The sequence below is a fragment of the Psychrobacillus sp. BM2 genome (genome assembly GCF_048572895.1).
Classification (GTDB): Bacteria; Bacillota; Bacilli; order Bacillales_A; family Planococcaceae; genus Psychrobacillus.
In genome coordinates, this window is the sequence record NZ_CP183878.1 from 3,005,168 (window position 1) to 3,023,679 (window position 18,512).

22 protein-coding genes, 16 tRNA genes, 1 rRNA gene and 1 other annotated feature are annotated in these 18,512 nt (G+C 37.4%); of the genes, 8 read left to right on the top strand and 31 right to left on the bottom strand.

Annotation, left to right across the window (positions count from 1 at the left end):
- The first annotated feature begins 1 nt into the window (after position 1).
- On the top strand, positions 2-472 hold the full coding sequence (locus tag ACN6MX_RS14710; RefSeq protein WP_419959609.1) for a thioredoxin family protein: 471 nt from the start codon (positions 2-4) through the stop codon (positions 470-472).
- A gap of 55 nt (positions 473-527) precedes the next feature.
- Complete coding sequence (locus tag ACN6MX_RS14715) at positions 528-1,379, top strand: RluA family pseudouridine synthase (protein ID WP_419959610.1); 852 nt, start codon at positions 528-530, stop codon at positions 1,377-1,379.
- A gap of 160 nt (positions 1,380-1,539) precedes the next feature.
- On the opposite strand, the gene ACN6MX_RS14720 is transcribed toward ACN6MX_RS14715, so the two are convergent.
- From ACN6MX_RS14720 to queG, 9 genes are all read right to left on the bottom strand, one after another.
- On the bottom strand, positions 1,540-2,022 hold the full coding sequence (locus tag ACN6MX_RS14720; protein WP_419959611.1) for an NUDIX hydrolase: 483 nt from the start codon (positions 2,020-2,022) through the stop codon (positions 1,540-1,542).
- A 1-nt stretch (position 2,023) separates the two neighbouring features.
- The gene (locus tag ACN6MX_RS14725) at positions 2,024-2,251 is read right to left on the bottom strand and encodes a hypothetical protein (RefSeq protein ID WP_419959612.1); all 228 of its coding nucleotides are present in this window, start codon (positions 2,249-2,251) and stop codon (positions 2,024-2,026) included.
- A 381-nt stretch (positions 2,252-2,632) separates the two neighbouring features.
- A complete protein-coding gene (locus ACN6MX_RS14730) occupies positions 2,633-3,181 on the bottom strand; it encodes an NUDIX hydrolase (RefSeq protein ID WP_419959613.1) in 549 nt (182 codons plus the stop codon).
- Positions 3,182-3,199: 18 nt separating this feature from the next.
- Positions 3,200-3,418: a hypothetical protein gene (locus ACN6MX_RS14735; protein ID WP_419959614.1), complete on the bottom strand. Its 219-nt coding sequence runs from the start codon at positions 3,416-3,418 to the stop codon at positions 3,200-3,202.
- A 23-nt stretch (positions 3,419-3,441) separates the two neighbouring features.
- Positions 3,442-3,717 (bottom strand): hypothetical protein, encoded by a 276-nt coding sequence (locus tag ACN6MX_RS14740; protein WP_419959615.1) that lies wholly within the window; start codon positions 3,715-3,717, stop codon positions 3,442-3,444.
- A gap of 161 nt (positions 3,718-3,878) precedes the next feature.
- Positions 3,879-4,703: an aldo/keto reductase gene (locus ACN6MX_RS14745; RefSeq protein ID WP_419959616.1), complete on the bottom strand. Its 825-nt coding sequence runs from the start codon at positions 4,701-4,703 to the stop codon at positions 3,879-3,881.
- A gap of 250 nt (positions 4,704-4,953) precedes the next feature.
- Positions 4,954-5,136: a hypothetical protein gene (locus ACN6MX_RS14750; protein WP_419959617.1), complete on the bottom strand. Its 183-nt coding sequence runs from the start codon at positions 5,134-5,136 to the stop codon at positions 4,954-4,956.
- Positions 5,137-5,572: 436 nt separating this feature from the next.
- The gene (gene trmL, locus ACN6MX_RS14755) at positions 5,573-6,046 is read right to left on the bottom strand and encodes a tRNA (uridine(34)/cytosine(34)/5-carboxymethylaminomethyluridine(34)-2'-O)-methyltransferase TrmL (protein WP_419959618.1); all 474 of its coding nucleotides are present in this window, start codon (positions 6,044-6,046) and stop codon (positions 5,573-5,575) included.
- Positions 6,047-6,058: 12 nt separating this feature from the next.
- Positions 6,059-7,198, bottom strand: a complete 1,140-nt coding sequence (gene queG / locus ACN6MX_RS14760) for a tRNA epoxyqueuosine(34) reductase QueG (RefSeq protein ID WP_419959619.1) — start codon at positions 7,196-7,198, stop codon at positions 6,059-6,061.
- 55 nt (positions 7,199-7,253) lie between these two features.
- Between queG and ACN6MX_RS14765 the strand changes: the two genes are divergently transcribed.
- Together ACN6MX_RS14765 and ACN6MX_RS14770 are read left to right on the top strand one after the other, a co-directional pair.
- Positions 7,254-7,949 carry a B3/4 domain-containing protein gene (locus ACN6MX_RS14765; protein ID WP_419959620.1) on the top strand — a complete coding sequence of 232 codons (696 nt, stop codon included), beginning with the start codon at positions 7,254-7,256 and terminating at the stop codon, positions 7,947-7,949.
- Positions 7,949-9,010, top strand: coding sequence for an ATP-grasp domain-containing protein (locus ACN6MX_RS14770; protein WP_419959621.1), 1,062 nt, complete (start codon positions 7,949-7,951; stop codon positions 9,008-9,010). Before ACN6MX_RS14765 ends, ACN6MX_RS14770 begins: the two co-directional genes overlap by 1 nt.
- Positions 9,011-9,077: 67 nt before the next feature.
- On the opposite strand, the gene proS is transcribed toward ACN6MX_RS14770, so the two are convergent.
- On the bottom strand, positions 9,078-10,517 hold the full coding sequence (gene proS / locus ACN6MX_RS14775) for a proline--tRNA ligase (RefSeq protein ID WP_419959622.1): 1,440 nt from the start codon (positions 10,515-10,517) through the stop codon (positions 9,078-9,080).
- Between the two features lie 59 nt (positions 10,518-10,576).
- Positions 10,577-10,794 (bottom strand) — a binding site (T-box leader).
- A gap of 244 nt (positions 10,795-11,038) precedes the next feature.
- Between proS and ACN6MX_RS14780 the strand changes: the two genes are divergently transcribed.
- Together ACN6MX_RS14780 and ACN6MX_RS14785 are read left to right on the top strand one after the other, a co-directional pair.
- A complete protein-coding gene (locus tag ACN6MX_RS14780; RefSeq protein ID WP_419959623.1) occupies positions 11,039-11,821 on the top strand; it encodes an alpha/beta fold hydrolase in 783 nt (260 codons plus the stop codon).
- A 201-nt stretch (positions 11,822-12,022) separates the two neighbouring features.
- Entirely contained in the window at positions 12,023-12,394 is a 372-nt protein-coding gene (locus tag ACN6MX_RS14785; RefSeq protein ID WP_419959624.1) for a VOC family protein, read from the top strand.
- 112 nt (positions 12,395-12,506) lie between these two features.
- Here the strand turns inward: ACN6MX_RS14785 and ACN6MX_RS14790 are convergent, their stop codons facing one another.
- The 4 genes from ACN6MX_RS14790 to ACN6MX_RS14805 all read right to left on the bottom strand — a co-directional run bounded on the left by ACN6MX_RS14790 (position 12,507) and on the right by ACN6MX_RS14805 (position 14,544).
- On the bottom strand, positions 12,507-12,968 hold the full coding sequence (locus ACN6MX_RS14790) for an SRPBCC family protein (RefSeq protein ID WP_419959625.1): 462 nt from the start codon (positions 12,966-12,968) through the stop codon (positions 12,507-12,509).
- A complete protein-coding gene (locus tag ACN6MX_RS14795; RefSeq protein WP_419959626.1) occupies positions 12,961-13,341 on the bottom strand; it encodes a DUF1801 domain-containing protein in 381 nt (126 codons plus the stop codon). The genes ACN6MX_RS14790 and ACN6MX_RS14795 overlap by 8 nt, the downstream gene beginning before the upstream one ends.
- Positions 13,342-13,471: 130 nt before the next feature.
- Positions 13,472-13,867 (bottom strand): VOC family protein, encoded by a 396-nt coding sequence (locus ACN6MX_RS14800; RefSeq protein WP_419959627.1) that lies wholly within the window; start codon positions 13,865-13,867, stop codon positions 13,472-13,474.
- A gap of 224 nt (positions 13,868-14,091) precedes the next feature.
- Entirely contained in the window at positions 14,092-14,544 is a 453-nt protein-coding gene (locus tag ACN6MX_RS14805) for an SRPBCC family protein (protein ID WP_419959628.1), read from the bottom strand.
- A gap of 165 nt (positions 14,545-14,709) precedes the next feature.
- Here ACN6MX_RS14805 and ACN6MX_RS14810 point away from each other — a divergent pair, with 165 nt between their 5' ends.
- Both ACN6MX_RS14810 and ACN6MX_RS14815 read left to right on the top strand, forming a co-directional pair.
- Positions 14,710-15,114, top strand: coding sequence for an ester cyclase (locus ACN6MX_RS14810; protein WP_419959629.1), 405 nt, complete (start codon positions 14,710-14,712; stop codon positions 15,112-15,114).
- Between the two features lie 198 nt (positions 15,115-15,312).
- Positions 15,313-16,161, top strand: a complete 849-nt coding sequence (locus ACN6MX_RS14815; RefSeq protein ID WP_419959630.1) for an MBL fold metallo-hydrolase — start codon at positions 15,313-15,315, stop codon at positions 16,159-16,161.
- Between the two features lie 411 nt (positions 16,162-16,572).
- Here the strand turns inward: ACN6MX_RS14815 and ACN6MX_RS14820 are convergent.
- From ACN6MX_RS14820 to rrf, 17 genes are all read right to left on the bottom strand, one after another.
- A tRNA-Leu gene (locus tag ACN6MX_RS14820) sits at positions 16,573-16,655 on the bottom strand.
- A gap of 31 nt (positions 16,656-16,686) precedes the next feature.
- Positions 16,687-16,760: transfer RNA gene (locus ACN6MX_RS14825), tRNA-Cys, on the bottom strand.
- A gap of 10 nt (positions 16,761-16,770) precedes the next feature.
- Positions 16,771-16,845 (bottom strand) — tRNA-Gly (locus ACN6MX_RS14830).
- A gap of 6 nt (positions 16,846-16,851) precedes the next feature.
- Positions 16,852-16,923 (bottom strand) — tRNA-Gln (locus ACN6MX_RS14835).
- A gap of 1 nt (position 16,924) precedes the next feature.
- Positions 16,925-17,000 (bottom strand) — tRNA-His (locus ACN6MX_RS14840).
- A gap of 38 nt (positions 17,001-17,038) precedes the next feature.
- Positions 17,039-17,114, bottom strand: a tRNA-His gene (locus ACN6MX_RS14845).
- Positions 17,115-17,140: 26 nt separating this feature from the next.
- Positions 17,141-17,214, bottom strand: a tRNA-Trp gene (locus ACN6MX_RS14850).
- 10 nt (positions 17,215-17,224) lie between these two features.
- A tRNA-Tyr gene (locus ACN6MX_RS14855) sits at positions 17,225-17,308 on the bottom strand.
- Between the two features lie 7 nt (positions 17,309-17,315).
- Positions 17,316-17,391: transfer RNA gene (locus tag ACN6MX_RS14860), tRNA-Thr, on the bottom strand.
- Between the two features lie 9 nt (positions 17,392-17,400).
- Positions 17,401-17,476, bottom strand: a tRNA-Phe gene (locus ACN6MX_RS14865).
- 171 nt (positions 17,477-17,647) lie between these two features.
- Positions 17,648-17,723: transfer RNA gene (locus ACN6MX_RS14870), tRNA-Asp, on the bottom strand.
- Positions 17,724-17,726: 3 nt separating this feature from the next.
- A tRNA-Met gene (locus ACN6MX_RS14875) sits at positions 17,727-17,801 on the bottom strand.
- 154 nt (positions 17,802-17,955) lie between these two features.
- Positions 17,956-18,031, bottom strand: a tRNA-Val gene (locus ACN6MX_RS14880).
- A 52-nt stretch (positions 18,032-18,083) separates the two neighbouring features.
- Positions 18,084-18,158, bottom strand: a tRNA-Glu gene (locus ACN6MX_RS14885).
- Between the two features lie 26 nt (positions 18,159-18,184).
- A tRNA-Ser gene (locus tag ACN6MX_RS14890) sits at positions 18,185-18,276 on the bottom strand.
- Positions 18,277-18,281: 5 nt separating this feature from the next.
- Positions 18,282-18,356: transfer RNA gene (locus ACN6MX_RS14895), tRNA-Asn, on the bottom strand.
- Between the two features lie 8 nt (positions 18,357-18,364).
- A 5S ribosomal RNA gene (gene rrf, locus ACN6MX_RS14900) occupies positions 18,365-18,480 on the bottom strand.
- Positions 18,481-18,512 lie beyond the last annotated feature (32 nt).

Genomic DNA, 18,512 nt, shown 5'->3' on the forward strand with positions numbered 1-18,512 from the left:
CTTGAAGAAACTACTCGTATTTGGTGGTATTATCATTGCAGTCTTTGTACTAATCTTTGTGTTAAACACTCAGAAAAACAAAGACGCATTAGCTGATAATCCATACGATACCAAAAATTTAAGACAATCTACTATCGATCTAATTGATGACCCAAACTATCAGAACATTATTTTACCAGAAGATTTGGAAAAAAAGATTGCTACTGGAGAACCTGTTACAGCTTATTTCTTCAGCCCAGAATGTGTACATTGTCAAGACATGACACCTCGTTTATCTCCACTTGCTAAAGAAAATGACATTGAAATTGTCAAATATAATGTACTCGAGTATGAACAAGGCTGGGATGACTATCTTATCCAAGCAACACCAACAATGATCTACTTTGAAGATGGCAAAGAAGTTGTAAGAGTTGAAGGCGCTATTTCTAATGATCAGATTCAAGGATTCTTTGATGAGGTTGTTCTAAAATAAACAAAAGGGTCATGTCGAGTAGACAGGCCCTTTTTTTAAAGGAGTAGGAAAATAAATGATTCATACATTAACGTATACCGTACAAGAAGATGGTTTAACTATCGATAAACTTTTTCAAGAAAAATGGAAGCTAGGCAAAAAGTTAATACATGAGCTACGCATGCAAAAAGCGGTTAGCAATACGAGCGGAGAACTTCTACAATGGAAGCTCCCTAACAAAAAGGGGGATGTACTTGTCATTAAATGGGAAGGAGAATCCTCTAACTATCTACTTTCCGATCAAATCCCTCTGTATGTGGCCTATGAGGATGAGTATTTACTGATCGCTTCGAAGCCACGTGGTGTCTCGACGCATCCCAATGAAGATGGTCAAAATCATACCTTTATGAACACTGTAACAAATTATTTACAAGGTAAAGGTCATCATTACGGTGAACATGTACATCGCATCGATGAAGGCACGAAAGGTTTAATCGTCATTGCAAAAAATCCACTTGTCAAAGGTATGCTTGACCGTATGTTGGAAAATAAAACAATCGTCCGTACCTACGAGGCAATTGTAGAAGGACAAGTAAAAAATCAGCACGGCACCATTCGAGCTGCTATTGGAAATGACCGACATCACCCCACTAGAAAAAGAGTTTCACCATCCGGTCAAAACGCGATTACTCATTATGAAGTTGCCGGAAAACATGAACAGTTCACTAAAATACATGCGATTTTAGAAACTGGGCGTACCCATCAAATTCGTGTTCATTTAGCTCACCTTGGCCATCCAATTGTAGGAGACGAACTATACGGTGCTAAAAAAACAACTACAAAAATTTATGAGCTACATGCTTTTAAAGTTCAATTTAATCACCCAATAACAGGTGAAGTACTTGTTGTAGAAGATAAGAGATCATAGGTCAGAAGGCTAGCGAAAGTTGCGCAAAAACATTTCAATGTTGCGTATAATCAGTGGAATGTTGCGCAAATGCTTCTTAACGTTGCGAGTATACTCTTCAATGTTGCGTAAACGAAAAAGCAGATGAGAAGTTTTACATTTCTCATCTGCTTTTTGAATATTACATATCCTTATTCAATTTCACTTCAAACTGAGGGTTCGTCACATATTCCATATATTTTATCGTACCATTAAAGCTTTCATAAGCCTCATATCGTGCTCTAATTGCAGCAGCAGTGATGAATTCTAATACTCTTTCCTTCTGAACCCAGCAACTTTCAGAAGTTTCCTCGGATGTACTTAAAACTCCACCTATAGGTTTACATACAAAATCGAACATTACTTTTGTAGGTACATCCGTAACTTCGTCATACCATTTATAAATCCCTGTATTTGAATAAGTTCCTATTAAATGACCTACCTCAATATCAATTCCACTTTCTTCCTTAACTTCACGAACTAACGCATCTATTAGGTTTTCTCCTACCTCAACTTGTCCACCAGGATAGACCCATCCTCCATGCTGCGTTCTTACTAATAGAATTTCCCCTTGCTCATTTTCAACAATTCCTCCAACAGCAACAATATGCGTAGGCATAATCATTCTACTTCCCCCCCTTATTATCTTTACTCAATCTTTTATAAATAAAAGCCCAAATTGTAAAGATTGCCAATATAAGAGTACCTACCATTTGTACAACTTGATGATATTCAAAGGGTAGAATAATAAACAAAATAATAGAAGCAATTATAGTCGGCAACATCACATAAAACCACATACGAACAATCGGATTGCGAAAACTGACTTCAAAACGATCATGGTCAACCATCATAATTCCTCCCTTGAGGCATGTCTCTCATATTTATTCCATTTATTAAAGTTATAGAAAAATTGGATAGTTTCTCCAATAATGCAGGTACTGATGATTATAATGATTACATCATTGGACCATAATGAGTATTGGTGTATAAAAAAGAAACATATGATATAAATTGGAAGTGACCATAGTGTTCGAAGCATTCTTCTTCTATAGCTCAACTTAATGTAGGGAAATGCAAATCCTTTGTCAGTCTTAGGTTCATTCTTATAAAGTATCCAAAGAACAAAATTAATAACGATACTCACACCACCAATTACACAAAAAATCAATAGCGATGAACTAGAAATAATGATCACTCCTCTAAGTTATTTCACATGGAAACTAAAACCCTTTTCAGTTTTCAGATTGAAAGACTTTTGCCATAAAGTATGCATTAGCTGTAAAAAGCTGTGTTTTTATCTCATTCGTTTTTAATAAAGAACCAAATGACTCAAAATCGATCAACTTCACATTTATCTCTTCGGTTTCATCTAAATCTTGTTCATATTCTTTAAAAGCATCAATAAGAAGATAGGTTTTAATTTTGTTATTTTGTGTTGCAGGATTTACCATGAATTCACCTAGCAAAATAGGCTTCTTATGTGAAACAAAGCCAGTTTCTTCTTTTATTTCTCTTATAATACCTTCTTCGTCTGTCTCATTACCTTCTTTTTTCCCTGCAGGAATTTCTAAGTAAATATCATTTCCAGCATGACGATATTGTTCAACAAGCACTAGTTGTTTTTCCTTTGTAAGAACAACTGCATTCACCCAATTAGAATATTCATTTACATAATAGTCATCGATAACAAATCCATTAGGGAGCTCACATCTATCTTTTCTAATATTTCCGTAAGGACTTTTATGAATATATTCTGATTTTAACATTTTCCACTGTTCCATACTTATCACCCTATTTCTCTATTGCATCATCGCATTAAAAAAATAAAGATTGTACAATGTAGGTATTAGCAAACTTGCTGCAAGGCAAATTACTGCTCCGAATTTAGATTGTCTAGTTAATCGATCATCACCTTGTTTTAAGTATTGGAAAAAAGTAAGTGTAAAGTAAAAGCATAGTATTATTAATACCGTGGAGATTATTCCTGCCCAATTTCCAGTTCCCATTAAATTTCCCATTTATGTTGCCCCTTATCGTTTAGTCACTTAAGAATAATAGCAAATAGAATATACAAAACCCCTAATCCTATTTCTCTCCCTATAATCTTCTTACTTTCCTTTTGAAGATAACTTTCTATTCCTTCTACAAATGAATTAATTGCTACAAACACGAACACTAACTTCACATAGAAAATATCGATACCGTTTAAAATGGCCATTACTAGCATTGCAATCATCAAGCCTAGCAATAACAGCTTTAGTATTATGAATGGTGTACTACTTTTTTTCTTGTCTGTTTTTTCAAAAAATATACTCATTTAAATGACCCCATCTAATATGTATTAATCTATACTACTAATACGCTAAAATATGTAATAGGTTTCATTTTTGAGTAATATTTCCAATTTATATAAAAACACGATAGCTACCCTTCTTGGTGAGAGAAGAAATACTATCGTGTTTGTTTAAGATTTATTTATTAAAAACTAAAGTTGTCTGGATCTTTTCCAGTACGTTCATTTAAGTTAAGTGCATCAATATTTTTCATATCCTCAAATGATAGCTCGAAATCATATACATCCATATTCTCTGCAATTCTAGATGGATTTACCGATTTAGGAATAACGATTAAATCATGTTGCAAATGCCATCTAATAATTGTTTGAGCAGTTGATTTGCCATATTTTCCACTTATACGCTGAAGTGTTGGCTCTTCTAGTATATGACCTCTTGCAAGTGGGGACCACGAAGTTATTGCGATTCCTTGCTCTGCACAATATTCACGTAGATCAAACTGCGTCAGTCGTGGATGACATTCAATTTGGTTGACCATCGGTTTAACATTCGCTTTTGCAGCTATTGCTTCCAAATGATGTTGATGATGATTTGCTACTCCAGTAGCACGTATTAGCTTTTCATCATATAGTCGTTCTATCGCGCGATATGTATCCACAAAGGTTTCTTTAATTGGCCAATGGGTTAAATATAAATCTACATAATCCATTCCTAATAATTCCAAAGATTTTTCGAATGCTCTCAGTGTTTGATCATAGCCCTGATCTGTATTCCATACCTTTGTTGTAATAAAGATGTCTTTGCGTGGAATATTTGATGCTCGTACAGCCTCTCCTACCTCTTTTTCGTTGGCATACAAACTTGCCGTATCAATATGGCGATAGCCATAATCCAGTGCTGTTGTAATTGCTTGAATAGCAATATCGGGTTCTGTCATTTTATAAACGCCTAATCCAAGTCTTGGCATCTCTACCCCATTTTCTAATTGTTTCGTTGAATGTATATTCATTTTTCTCATCCTTTCTTATGAGGAAGACGACTGATAAAAAGTGAAACTTCAATCAGTGGGGTTTTCTTCATCCCCACTGATTGAAAAAGGAACTCGGGCAAGAACGCCGCGTCCTGCGGCAATGCCTGAGTGACCAACATCCTGTTGGCCCGAACCATTCGGGCGTTTACGAGCAGTTATCTCCCACTTATGCTTTGGCTTTGGCCTAGCCTTGATGTGGGAGATTTACTGCCCGTTAATGCGGGATATATCAGTCGTTTTTTCTTTTCTTCATAGAAGAAGTATCTTCAGATTGAGCTGGATCGGATACGCGATTATCCTCTTCTAGCTCTTTATTGTCCCTCATTCTATCCATCTGTTTTCCTAGTTGCTTTACTTCTTCCATATTCGTTGCCATCGAGCCGTTCTCTGGACCATTTTTGAATTCATTCATTCCAAAAATCACTCCTTTTCTTAATGTTAGTAGAATATTCACAAGGTTGCAACATTAAAACGAACGATTTTCGTCAAATTTCATTTTCTTGCATTATTTCTTTTTCAAACAATTTAGGGTATACTAGGTGCAGAATACTATAGAGGAGGCACTCCATATGAAACTAATCCTTATTCTTGGTGTTTGTATTTCTTTCCTTGCTGCAATTTTCAAAGCAGGATACGACGACAAACCAGGTGCATCTGAAAAATAATCTATTTTAAAACGGACGAGTCTTTTAAGACATCGTCCGTTTTTTTATCTGCCTAGCTGCAGCACCTCGCCCGCCTGAGTCGTTTCAGAATGTCGGAGGCCCACAGGATGTGGGTCAGTCAGTCGTCGCTACACGATGTCGCGATCTTAGACTGACTTCCAAAACATAAGCACTTGGACTTTTCTAGTGTAAATTTGGATAGTTCTGCTGACGTAATGCTTCATATACTAGTATTGCTGCTGTGTTGGATAAATTTAGCGAACGAATATTATCATTCATAGGGATTCGTAATGCACGGTCTGGATGAGCGTCGATAAATTCACGTGGTAACCCTTTTGTTTCACGTCCAAAAATAAAGAAATGATCTTTTTGCGTCTCACTAAAATCAAACGTAGTATGTGGCTTCGCACCAAACTTCGTGATTAAATAATATTCTCCTTCTGGATGTGCTGCAAAAAACTCATCTAGCCCATCATAATAGGTAATATCAACATGCTCCCAATAATCTAATCCTGCTCTTTTTAACATTTTGTCATCTGTCGAGAAACCTAAAGGTCGGATTAAATGTAATTTAACTCCTGTTCCCGCACATGTTCTAGCTATATTCCCTGTATTAGCAGGTATTTCTGGTTGATATAAAACAACATTAATACTCAATTATTCCACTTCCTAGTTCTCTATTATATAGTACTCTAGTCCTTTTCGAATCTCAATTAAGACCTCATCTACTTGCTCATTTTGTTCGGCTTCCTTAAGCGCAAATAAGCCTTCTTCTGTATTTATCTTACCTATAGCCCATGCTGCAGTACCCCGGATTACTGTTCTTGCATCATTCTGCATTAAATCTATTAATGCAGGAACAGCTGCCTGCTCTTTAAAATGAGCTAATGCAATTATAGCATTTCGCTGGATTGGATTCTTCCCTCTCCAAGCACCGGACATATGACCATATGTTTCTTTGAACGTACGATTCGTCAGTTTAAGTAAAGGAAGGAGCAAGGGTTTCACTAACTCGGGATCTGGCTTAAACGCTTCATTGTGTAAATTAGCTTTTCCTTTATTTTTTGGACAAACTGTTTGGCATGTGTCACAGCCATAAATTCGGTTGCCTATTTTCGCTCGAAACTCGTCTGGGACCATAGTTTTTGTTTGCGTAATAAAAGCAATACAGCGCTGTGCATTTAGTTGACCGCCCTCTATCAATGCCCCTGTCGGACAAACATCTAAGCATAGTCGACACTCACCACATTGGTCTTCCATCTGCTCACTTGGAGCAAAAGGAATTGACGTAATCATTTCTCCAAGATAGACATAGGACCCAAACTCTGGGGTAATAATAGAGCAGTTTTTAGCACTCCATCCTATACCTGCCCGTTCCGCTACAGCACGGTCGGAAAGTTCCCCCGTATCTACCATAGAACGAAGTTTAGCATCTGGTATATGCGTTAAAATATATAATTCTAGAAGCGCTAACTTTTCTCGTAAGACGGTATGATAATCTATGCCCCATGATGCACGTGCAAAGATTCCTCGCCTTGCGCCTTTCATACTTTGGGGAGCATCCTTCATTTTTGAAGGGTACGCAATTGCGATAGATATAATACTGCTAGCTTCTTCTAGCAGAGTTTCAGGATGTACTCTTTTCTCAATATCAGGTTCTTCGAATCCGGAAGCATACCCCAACTCTTGCTGCCTGATTAATCTATTTTTTAATTCATGAAATGGAGAAACAGAAGTAAATCCAATCTTATCAATTCCAATGGATGCAGCGTAATCTATGAGGTTTTGTTGAAACTGAATGATATTCACAAATGTTCTCCTTTCTTATGCTACACTAAAGAAAATAAGTGTAAGGATGGTTGATATGGTAGTAAAATTAGATGATTCGATTACTAAAATAGAGCCTACTTTTAAAATAGGCATTATTAATTATACCAAAATTATTGTTACTTCTTCGCCTCAAATGCTTAAAGGACGTCTTCAATTATTTCAAGAACAACTTTTCTTTGAAATGGATGACAAAAGCGTAACTGATTTCGATGGGATAAAAGAATGGAGAGCTCTTTGGAAAAAGTTTGGAGCGGATCCAAATCGTTACCGCCCGTCAATGGAAGCTATGTACAGAAGGATTACAAAACAAAATTATATCACACCGATGCATTCCGCTGTAGATTTAAACAACTTCTTCTCTTTGCAATATGAAATTCCAATGGGAATCTATGATTTAGCAAAGATTCATGGTAATATAACGCTAACAATTGGCAATGAAGAAACAACATATTACGGCTTAAACGGAAGAGAAAATAAATTACGCAATATACTTACTCTTCAGGATGATTTAGGACCTTTTGGCAGTCCATTTGTAGATTCTGTTCGCACTGCTGTGACTGAGAATACAACTGCTGCTCTACAAGTAGTATTTCTACGACCTTCGATAAGTAAGGAAGATGCTCTTAAATTGATTACTTCTATAGGAACAATGTTCACCCAAATACATGGTGGAGATTTTGAAATAAACTTAATAGATTCAGACATACAACTGGATAAAGGAGATATATAATGGTACTCAATATTTGGTTCAATAGATGGTTTTCGACTGTTTCACACTACATGGAATTGATTCGCCATAATCCGGATCAGCAGGAATTTATCATTCACGGAACGCATCCCAATCCAGACACAGTGTATTTTAATTACTGTGATGTTTTTGGTACTGAACCAGATATTGCTGGTGAAGAATATCTTCAGTTTTGTATAGACTATTGTATACAAAATGACATACATATTTTTGTACCGAGAAAAGAGAATGTACTCATTTCCCAGCACCTAGATAAGTTTGATGAAATTGGCGTGAAGGTGCTAGTTTGCCCTGATGGGGATTTAATGGCCATGATGGACGATAAAGCAGCGACGTATCGTGCTTTGGAAAGCCAAGAAAACGAAGGAAACTATATCGTACCTATCCCTTCCTACCGAATTGTCGACAATGCTGAGAGCTTCAAAAAGGCGTATGCCGAACTAAGTAACGATAATATGAAATTATGTATTAAACCAGTCGTAGGAGAAGGAGCAAGTGGATTCCGTATTATAGATGATAGTGCCGATACTATTCCTTTTATATTCAATACCGCTTCATCCCAAAAAATTTCCTATGAAACAGCTTATAAGATTTTACAAACACAAGAGCGTTTTCCTGATCTAATGGTTTTGGAATATCTAGATGGGTATGAGTATAGCATCGATTGCTTAGCCGATAAAGATGGAAATTTACTTACTGCTATACCAAGGAAAAAAGGAAATGGACGAATTCGTGAGATTGAATACAATAAAGAATTAATCGAAATTGCTGAGAAAATGGCTGCACAATATAAAATTCCTTATGTGTATAACATTCAAGTAAAATACAAAGATGATATACCTAAACTGTTAGAGATTAACCCTCGAATGAGTGGAGGAATGCATATTAGCTGTCTTACAGATATTAATATTCCCTATTATGCTATAAAGTTACTACTAGGTGACCAAATAGAAACTCTTCATCCTAAGTTTGGTGTCAAAGCAACCCATATTGAACAACCAGTAATATTATCATCTTTGGAAGAGCCTGTAGTTTTAGCTTAGATTCAAAATAAAAAAATCAACCATTTAACAAGCAATGGTTGATTTTTTATTTATTTCTATTATCTTGTTAGTACGCACGACCGAACCAGACAGTATGTTTCGAATCCTTACCACAGTTGATACAAGTTGTTTTTTCAGCTGGTGGGTTGAATGGAATATTACGTGTCGTAAATTTAGTTTCATTCTTCACATTCTCTTCACAAGCGTCATCTCCACACCATCCTGCAAGAATCCATCCTGGAATTTCTCCTTTTTCAGTTGAATCAGTAAGATGTTGCTTTAACTGCTCTAAAGAATCCACATTTGTATGTGAGTTTTCATCACGGAATGCACGAGCTTTTTCAAGTAAGCGGGTTTGCATTGTAGTTAGTTCCTCTTCAATACGCTCTACTAGAGCGGCGATGTCTACTGATTCTTTTTCAGACAAGTCACGTGCTTTTATCAGCGCTTGGTTGTTTTCTAAATCACGAGGTCCTAATTCTACACGAACTGGAACACCTTTAAGCTCCCACTCGTTAAATTTATAACCTGGAGATTGATCAGAATCATCCAGACGCACACGAATACCTTTTGCTTTTAATGCTGCATAAAGCTCGTCTAGTTTCTCCATAATTGCTGGGTTCTTCTTCCAAGGTCCCACAGGAATTAGTACTACCTGAGTTGGGGCAATACGTGGTGGTAATACAAGCCCTTGCTCGTCACCATGTACCATAATAACCGAACCGATTAATCGAGTAGATGTTCCCCAAGATGTTGTATGCACATGCTGATGCTTGTTTTCTTTATTTAAATACTTAATATCAAATGCTTCCGCAAACTTTGTTCCGAGGTAATGAGATGTTCCAGCTTGAACAGCTTTCCCATCTTTCATCATAGCTTCGATTGAATATGTGTCAACAGCCCCTGCAAAACGTTCTGAAGGTGTTTTCTGGCCATCGTATACAGGGATAGCTAAAAGCTCCTCTACAACTTCTTTATAGATGTTAAGCATCTGCATTGTTTCGTGACGTGCTTCTTCTTCATCTACATGAGCTGTATGCCCTTCTTGCCATAAAAATTCTGAAGTACGGATAAATGGAAGAGTTTTCTTTTCCCAACGGAACACATTTGCCCATTGGTTAATAAGAACTGGCAGATCACGATAGCTCTTAATCCAATCCGAATACAAATGACCAATCATTGTTTCTGATGTTGGACGTAAAGCTAAACGTTCTTCCAATTTTTCACCAGCAGCTTCCGTTACCCATGGAAGCTCTGGAGCGAACCCTTCAATATGATCCTTCTCTTTTTGGAAGAAGGATTCAGGAATTAGCATTGGGAAATAAGCATTACGATGACCTGTTTCTTTAAAACGTCTGTTCATTTCATCTTGAATATGCTCCCAAATTTCATAGCCATCTGGTTTAAAAGCAATACACCCACGAACTGGCGTATAATCCATTAAATCTGCCTTCTGAATTGTCTCGATATACCATTTAGTAAAGTCATTTTGCTGTTGATTTGTCATCTAAGTTCCTCCTATTTAAACCTGCTGCATGAATAAAAAAAAGCACAAAGCCATCCTCGTAAAAGGACGTCTCTATGCTGAATAGACGTGGTACCACCTTAGTTTAGCTCAAAAATTTTTTTAAGCCCTCTAAACGTTTGGTAACGAAAACGAATCGGTTATGTTTGCATAACATCTCCGTGATAGGTTTCAACAAGAAGCGGTGGTATAGCTCTCAGCATCTGCTATACTTTCTGTTTCACAATTCTCATCTACTTGGTCACTTCGCAGATTGTATTACTAATAATATACCAAATAACCTACTTTAATACAATGTGGATTAAGTAATGTCTTTAGTTTTTCTATTGTATAAGGAGGGATACGGCATTCGAATTTGCGATTTGCTATTCGAAACTTGCGATTTGTGGACCACATCTTGCCATTTATTATTTCGAACTAGTATTTGCAATTGGGATTCACCCATATGATTACTTTTGAGTATCTTATACTTAAAATGTTATTTTCGGTATGGAGGAGTCAGTGTGGGATACTTCGTAAACGTAGAGCAAGGTGTAAATTTATATGTGGAAGATATTAATCCAAATTCAAGCAAGACACTCGTTTTTTTACATGGTTGGCCATTAAGTCACGAACAATTTGAATATCAGTATGATGTTCTACCATCAAGGGGATACCGTTGTATCGGAATTGACTGGAGAGGATTTGGAAAGTCAGATAGACCTATGAATGGCTATAATTACGACAGATTAGCAGATGATATCCTAGCAGTAGTTAAAGCTCTTCAACTAAACAACTTCACATTAATCGGGCATTCTACTGGAGGAGCAATCGCAATACGCTATACTGCTCGTCATAATGCTTTTGGAGTATCTAAACTAATCCTAATAGATGCCGCCGCTCCCACTGGATTTACACAGGGGAATGCGAACGAACTACTAACAGCTACATTAAATGACCGCCCCAAAATGATGCAAGGTGTAACAGATACATTTTTCTTTCAATATATTTCAATTCCATTTTCTAATTGGTTTAATGGGTTAGGTCTACAGGCAGCTGGTTGGTCTACCGCAGCAATCATCAATATCTTGAGGACTGAAAAGCTTGATGCTGATCTCACCAAAATAACAGTCCCTACTTTAATCGTTCATGGAGTACATGATAAGGTTATCCCATATGAACAAGCTCAAATACTGAATCAGGCAATAAAAAATTCACATCTCGTCCCATTTCATTACAGCGGACACGGTCTTTTCTGGGAAGAACGAGAAAAGTTTAACGAGTTAGTAATGCAGTTTGTTGGATAGATAAGGACTACCTCAATTTGCTATAAATATTGGTTCACAGGTAAGCTTCTAAGCTACCTTGTGAACCTTTTTTATGATTTAGAGTGATGTGATTTGGTACTAGTTTTTCTAGAAAGCTATAAACGGTAGATAATATCACTAGTTTACTCTATACTTGAAATTAATATAATTTCTGTTAATAATTATGAAAGGCGGAGAAACATGAAACTTGGTGCATTTTCTGTAAGTTTAAATGTTAAAGATATTAGCGCTTCAAAATCATTTTATGAAAGCCTTGGATTTCAAAATTTTGGGGGCGACATTACTCAAAATTGGCTAATCATGAAAAATGAAGATACCATAATTGGTTTGTTCCAAGGAATGTTCGAGAAAAATATTCTAACCTTCAATCCTGGATGGAATAGCAGTGCCCAAAATCTAGAATCTTTCACTGACGTCCGTGAACTTCAAAAACAGCTGAAACAAAAGGGAATAAAACTGCAATCCGAAGCCGATGAATCTACTGAAGGACCCGCAAGTATAATACTCGAAGATCCAGACGGCAATCAAATTCTACTAGATCAACATAGATGAATTAAAAGCAATAGGGTTCATTTGTTCAATCAAAGATGAAGATTGAAATGAATTTTTTTAAAGCAATGCTACATGAAGTAGGTTCATATAGGTGAGCCTGCTTTTCTTAGATTCATACGTTAGCATCGGGAAACTTATCTGCGACAAGATTCAACACAATATTATGCTCAAGCAATGCCTTTAGGCCGCAAAGAACAATAGTATAACCACCTGTTGAGTCTACTACTTGATTTACTATTTCAGCTGGATTTCCTTTAAACCCATAATTTGTGATTTCGACAAATGTTCCTTCCGATTCCTTTGGAGTAAAAAGCCATTGAACAGTTGTGTCATCATCAAATTGGATAAGAATTCGTTTGTTTAGTTCAATCTCCTTCACATCTAGCTCCGCTGAAACTCCGTACATCTCCCAATCCCAACGAATATGTTTTCCCTCTTCTAATTTTCCATTGCTCTTAGTAAACCAAAATTTCGTCGTAATTTCTGGATCAATAAAAGCTTCGAACACCTCTTCTGCGGGCTTTCTTATAAGCATTCCAACATTAACAGTTAATATTTCACTTAGATTAGACATTATATTCTCCTTCATTTAAAGCAATTGCCTCTTGAATAAGAGAGACAAAAGCTTCTAATTGGATATCATCCATTTTTGTAATTCTAATATGTCTCATTGTTTTACCCGAACCCTGCAATAAACTGTTTATGTCTTTTTCTACAAGTTGATTACCTTTTTGAAAACCTAAATTAACATGCTTTTTTGCTGTTTGCAGATAACAAACTAACCCTTTATACGAATAGTTAGGCATCGACCATTTATATTCTTCTACAAGCACAGGAGAAGCGTCTAATATTGTTTTTCTTAATCTCTTCGTAATGCTTTGAATATCATCAGGTAAATCTTGAATAAACTTATCAACTTCTGTAATTGTTCTCGTGTTATTTTCCATGGTTTATCTCTTTCCCTAGTTTTTCAAATAAAAACTGCGATGTGAGCTTTCTTTCATTAACCCAATTTAAAAAAGACGCCCGAGATTACAGTAATCTCAAACGTCATTTATAACGTTCCTTTTATAGATTCTACTTTGCATTCTCATCTGGCTGATGAATACCAAAAATATTACCTTCAGTATCAACATAATATCCTTGCCAAGCCATTCCAGGAAGGGCATACTTTGGCATTGCTACTTTTCCACCATGCTCAAGAATTTTAGCTTCCGTTGAATCATAATCTTCTATGCCCAATGTACAAGAAAAACCATTCATAGGCTGGTTTTGTTCCGGAGGAGGTGTTTGGCGTTTCATTAAAGCTCCATTAATACCAAGCTGACTTTCATCACCAGTCACAGCACCAAAATAAGGAATTCCAGCAAACTCTGTCCAGTCTTGAAATGTCCACCCAAATATTTCTCCATAAAACTTCTTTGCACGGTCCATGTCATCCACGTGAATTTCGAAATGAACTAATCTCCCCATACTTCTCCTCCTATTTGTTTCATTCCATTTTTAACAGCCTTATACCATTAAAACTGGTATACCTTCCCCATTATTGTAATAAAGTTAGAAAATTAAATCAATTTATTAAAGCATTTACTAGTTTAAAATTTTCACTCTAAGTTTCCTTGGAAAATATCCATATGACTATTAACAGAATTTATAACTAAATTACACTAAAACCATGGATAAGCTATCCCTATAAATTATTTCTCTAAGTATGTTATCAATGCATCTAAATCCTTTGCAGAGGCCTTCTTAAAGATACCCGCCATCATTTTACCAAATAGTTTAGTTATGCCAGTGAGGCCTTTTATTTCTCCGTTCAACGTAATCTCCATAAGGTTATTAGATGAAGTAACTATATATGTAAAGATAAATTCTCCTTTACCAGTTGTTCCTTTCGTTCCATCACAGCGAAGAACAATTTTATCTGGCTCATTTAGTTCAACCACTTCAAAATGTTCTGTAGCCACTTGTCCAAACATCTTTCTCGATTCTTTCCACTGACTTCCCACTTGCATAGGTCCATCATCCAATCGCTCAATTCCTACAAGTCCTTGCATCCAGTGATTAGCGGCATCTAGATCAAGTAAACCATCATATACTTGCTGCTTAGATACTTGGGTAGTTCTTTTCACTTCAAAATTAATACTCAAACTGATAGCCCCCTTTAAAGTTTTTCTAAAGTATACCATATAGCCAATGTCGTCTTTGATTAGATAATTTTGAAGTATTATACCCCCTATTTGCAACGAAGTTTGACATAAACACTGACTATAACTTAAACTTCTCTAAAAAGTTAAAACTCTAATTATGAAAGGATGAATATGTTGAGCATAGAACAACAGTCGAAGCCCCTCTCACTAAAAGAGATATCTATTTCTTTTCTTCAGAACGTAGCAGCTGGCAATGTTCGAGAAGTTTACCAGAAATATGTTGGTCCTGACTTTCTTCATCATAACCCGTTTTTCCCAGGTGATTCCAAATCACTAATGATAGCAATGGAAGAAAATGCTACCAAAAAACCTAATAAAAGATTTGAAGTAAAACTTGCGATTCAAGAAAAAGATATAGTTACGGTTTTTTCACACATAAAGCAAAATCCAGAAGATTTTGGAGCAGCTGTAGTACATATCTTTCGTTTCAAAGATAACCAAATCGTTGAAATGTGGGATGTAAGTCAGCTGATACCTGAGGATTCTCCTAATAAGAATGGAATGTTTTAATAAAAACTAGAATACAAAAAACACTCACAAATGTTAACTTAACAATTTTGTGAGTGTTTCTTTTACACACTAATTATAGATATTCTTCTATGATAACAGTTAAAAATGAATTTAAAACATTTCTAGCATTGTTTTGTCATCTCTATAAATAGTAGTATATAATGAACGTTACTAACATTCTTAAAGGAGTACGAATTCATGCAAACATTAGAAAAACTTTCCGATCGTCTCTTCTACTTACCTCCATTTCAAAAAACAGATCGACCAATATTAGCTGCTATTGTGGGGGACAATCAGACACTATTGATTGATGCTGGGAATTCTTCTAATCACGCTAAACATTTTAAAGAGCAATTAGCTTCTTATCATGTCACCGGAGATATTCTAGCACTCACACATTGGCATTGGGATCATGTATTTGGCTTACGTGAAATGGATATGCCTTCAATTGCCAATATCATGACCTACGACAAACTAAAGGAACTACAAGAATTATCCTGGGAAGACAAAGAGTTGGATAAACGTGTCGAAGCAGGGATTGAAATTTCGTTTTGTGCAGATGCGATAAAGCTAGAGCTTGGAAGTATGCGAGAAGTTATCATACCAGATCCTACTATCATTTTTGAAAAGCGAATAAAACTGAATATTGGTGGGGTTACCTGTATCATTGAACATGTTGGTGGAGATCATTCACCTGATTCGAATCTCATTTATATACCGGAAGAAAAGACGCTATTTCTTGGTGACTGCCTCTATGCAAATATGTACGCAGAAAAGTGGCATTATACCATTGAAAAGATGTATAACCTTTTGGGGAAGATTAAAGATTATGATGCCGAAATCTACTTCCTATCTCATCATCCAGCACCTTTGACCAAGGATGAATTTGCTTCCTTTGCTTCTTTATTGCAAACTAGTGCTGAATTAACGAATAAACATAAAGGGAAAATAGAGGCAATTACAGAAGAGATGTCCTCTCGTTTTGGACGTAACTTGACTGAAGAGGATTTAGAAATAATCACTTACTTTGTAAATGGTTATGCGTAACATGTATCGTTGTTTTTAACATTACAGACTCTCCGAACAAGAAAGCTTACTTTTTCAAGTTGGATAATAGTGAGATGTACCCTCTAAGGATGAGTAATGAGAAATTTTCTCTCCTTGCACGTCAGCGAATTGACTTCACCTTTGGTAGCTAGAATCCCATTGGATACCAAAGGTGTTCAGCTTGCAGTTTTAGCCGTGGGAGTCTCAAGCATGTAATCTGGATAAACATTTTAATTAATAAAAATACTATAAAAATGGGTATGACTCTTAGTGCAAAAAAGTGTAACACGGTTTAAAAACCTATCGTTTTTATTCGAATACTTATAAAATACAAAAAGCTCACAAACTCTTTTAAATAAAGGTTTGTGAGCTTTTACTGTGTATTAGACGAATCATATCTTCGTCTATTGATACCGGTGGTCGGGGTCGAACCGACACATCCAGAGGATACGGGATTTTGAGTCCCGCGCGTCTGCCAATTCCGCCACACCGGCAAGATAAAATAATAGGCAGTTATTAAAAAATTGGAGGCGGCAACCGGATTTGAACCGGTGATAAAGGTGTTGCAGACCTGTGCCTTACCACTTGGCTATGCCGCCGAAAAAGTAATGGAGCGGAAGACGAGGTTCGAACTCGCGACCCCCACCTTGGCAAGGTGGTGTTCTACCACTGAACTACTTCCGCAAAAAACTGGGGTACCTGGATTCGAACCAGGGCATGATGGAATCAAAATCCATTGCCTTACCGCTTGGCTATACCCCAATGGGGCGACTGATGGGAATTGAACCCACGAATGCCGGAATCACAATCCGGTGCGTTAACCACTTCGCCACAACCGCCACTATTAAATAAAAAAAGAGCTAACTCAAAAGGAATATGGGGCGACTGATGGGAATTGAACCCACGAATGCCGGAATCACAATCCGGTGCGTTAACCACTTCGCCACAACCGCCATTATTCAAAGTCAACTTATAAATTTGGCAGGGGCAGTAGGAATCGAACCCACATCAAAGGTTTTGGAGACCTCTATTCTACCGTTAAACTATGCCCCTATATAAAAACTGGTGGTGGGGGACGGATTCGAACCGCCGAACCCGAAGGAGCGGATTTACAGTCCGCCGCGTTTAGCCACTTCGCTACCCCACCACTATAGTGGTGCCGGAAAAAGGACTTGAACCCTCAACCTACTGATTACAAGTCAGTTGCTCTACCAATTGAGCTATTCCGGCATATAAATATGGTGGCTCAGGACGGAATCGAACCGCCGACACAAGGATTTTCAGTCCTTTGCTCTACCGACTGAGCTACTGAGCCATGTCAGTTTGCACTAAGCTGCACATTTTTTCGTCAACTTCACTCGTTTAATCAGTCACGTACTTGAGTACGCTCCTTCTTTCACTCATTCGTTTCCTCGACCTGCTTTTGCTTATTTCAAACTTCTAATTGATATACGCTTAACTGCGAATCTCAAATCAAAATAATAAATGGCGGTCCCGACCGGGATCGAACCGGCGATCTCCTGCGTGACAGGCAGGCATGTTAACCGCTACACCACGGGACCATTTGGTTGCGGGGACAGGATTTGAACCTGCGACCTTCGGGTTATGAGCCCGACGAGCTACCACTGCTCCACCCCGCGACAATAAAATACTAACAAACACTATAATACCACGCTTGAGATATGTAGGACACCTGCTTCGGCTTGGCCTGCATCGGTGTTAATCGTCATCTACGTTTGACGATTTGCTCCACCCGCGACAATACTATACTTACTAATTTATTTCTAAAAGAAATGGTGGAGGATGACGGGCTCGAACCGCCGACCCTCTGCTTGTAAGGCAGATGCTCTCCCAGCTGAGCTAATCCTCCTGGGTAAAATTACGATAAGCTTCGCATCTCTGCGTCAAATTAATTGAAATAATGGTGACCCCTACGGGATTCGAACCCGTGTTACCGCCGTGAAAGGGCGGTGTCTTAACCGCTTGACCAAGGGGCCATACTTTTTTATGTAGAAAACTTATCTGGCGGAGAGCAAGGGATTTGAACCCTTGAGACAGTTTAACCCGCCTACACGATTTCCAATCGTGCTCCTTCGGCCACTCGGACAGCTCTCCTAAAATGGCTCCGAAGGTAGGACTCGAACCTACGACCAATCGATTAACAGTCGATTGCTCTACCACTGAGCTACTTCGGAATAATACAGCCTAGCGATGTCCTACTCTCACAGGGGGAGACCCCCAACTACCATCGGCGCTGAAGAGCTTAACTTCCGTGTTCGGTAAGGGAACGGGTGTGACCTCTTCGCCATCATCACTAGACATTATTAATTTGAAAGACAATATTCATTATA

Coding starts and splice junctions, on each gene's coding strand:
- ACN6MX_RS14715 (WP_419959610.1), top strand. CDS start 528: ATGATTCATACATTAACGTATACCGTACAAGAAGATGGTTTAACTATC.
- ACN6MX_RS14720 (WP_419959611.1), bottom strand. CDS start 2,022: ATGATTATGCCTACGCATATTGTTGCTGTTGGAGGAATTGTTGAAAAT.
- ACN6MX_RS14725 (WP_419959612.1), bottom strand. CDS start 2,251: ATGATGGTTGACCATGATCGTTTTGAAGTCAGTTTTCGCAATCCGATT.
- ACN6MX_RS14730 (WP_419959613.1), bottom strand. CDS start 3,181: ATGGAACAGTGGAAAATGTTAAAATCAGAATATATTCATAAAAGTCCT.
- ACN6MX_RS14735 (WP_419959614.1), bottom strand. CDS start 3,418: ATGGGAAATTTAATGGGAACTGGAAATTGGGCAGGAATAATCTCCACG.
- ACN6MX_RS14740 (WP_419959615.1), bottom strand. CDS start 3,717: ATGAGTATATTTTTTGAAAAAACAGACAAGAAAAAAAGTAGTACACCA.
- ACN6MX_RS14745 (WP_419959616.1), bottom strand. CDS start 4,703: ATGAATATACATTCAACGAAACAATTAGAAAATGGGGTAGAGATGCCA.
- ACN6MX_RS14750 (WP_419959617.1), bottom strand. CDS start 5,136: ATGAATGAATTCAAAAATGGTCCAGAGAACGGCTCGATGGCAACGAAT.
- ACN6MX_RS14765 (WP_419959620.1), top strand. CDS start 7,254: ATGGTAGTAAAATTAGATGATTCGATTACTAAAATAGAGCCTACTTTT.
- ACN6MX_RS14770 (WP_419959621.1), top strand. CDS start 7,949: ATGGTACTCAATATTTGGTTCAATAGATGGTTTTCGACTGTTTCACAC.
- proS (WP_419959622.1), bottom strand. CDS start 10,517: ATGACAAATCAACAGCAAAATGACTTTACTAAATGGTATATCGAGACA.
- ACN6MX_RS14785 (WP_419959624.1), top strand. CDS start 12,023: ATGAAACTTGGTGCATTTTCTGTAAGTTTAAATGTTAAAGATATTAGC.
- ACN6MX_RS14790 (WP_419959625.1), bottom strand. CDS start 12,968: ATGTCTAATCTAAGTGAAATATTAACTGTTAATGTTGGAATGCTTATA.
- ACN6MX_RS14795 (WP_419959626.1), bottom strand. CDS start 13,341: ATGGAAAATAACACGAGAACAATTACAGAAGTTGATAAGTTTATTCAA.
- ACN6MX_RS14800 (WP_419959627.1), bottom strand. CDS start 13,867: ATGGGGAGATTAGTTCATTTCGAAATTCACGTGGATGACATGGACCGT.
- ACN6MX_RS14810 (WP_419959629.1), top strand. CDS start 14,710: ATGAATATGTTGAGCATAGAACAACAGTCGAAGCCCCTCTCACTAAAA.
- ACN6MX_RS14815 (WP_419959630.1), top strand. CDS start 15,313: ATGCAAACATTAGAAAAACTTTCCGATCGTCTCTTCTACTTACCTCCA.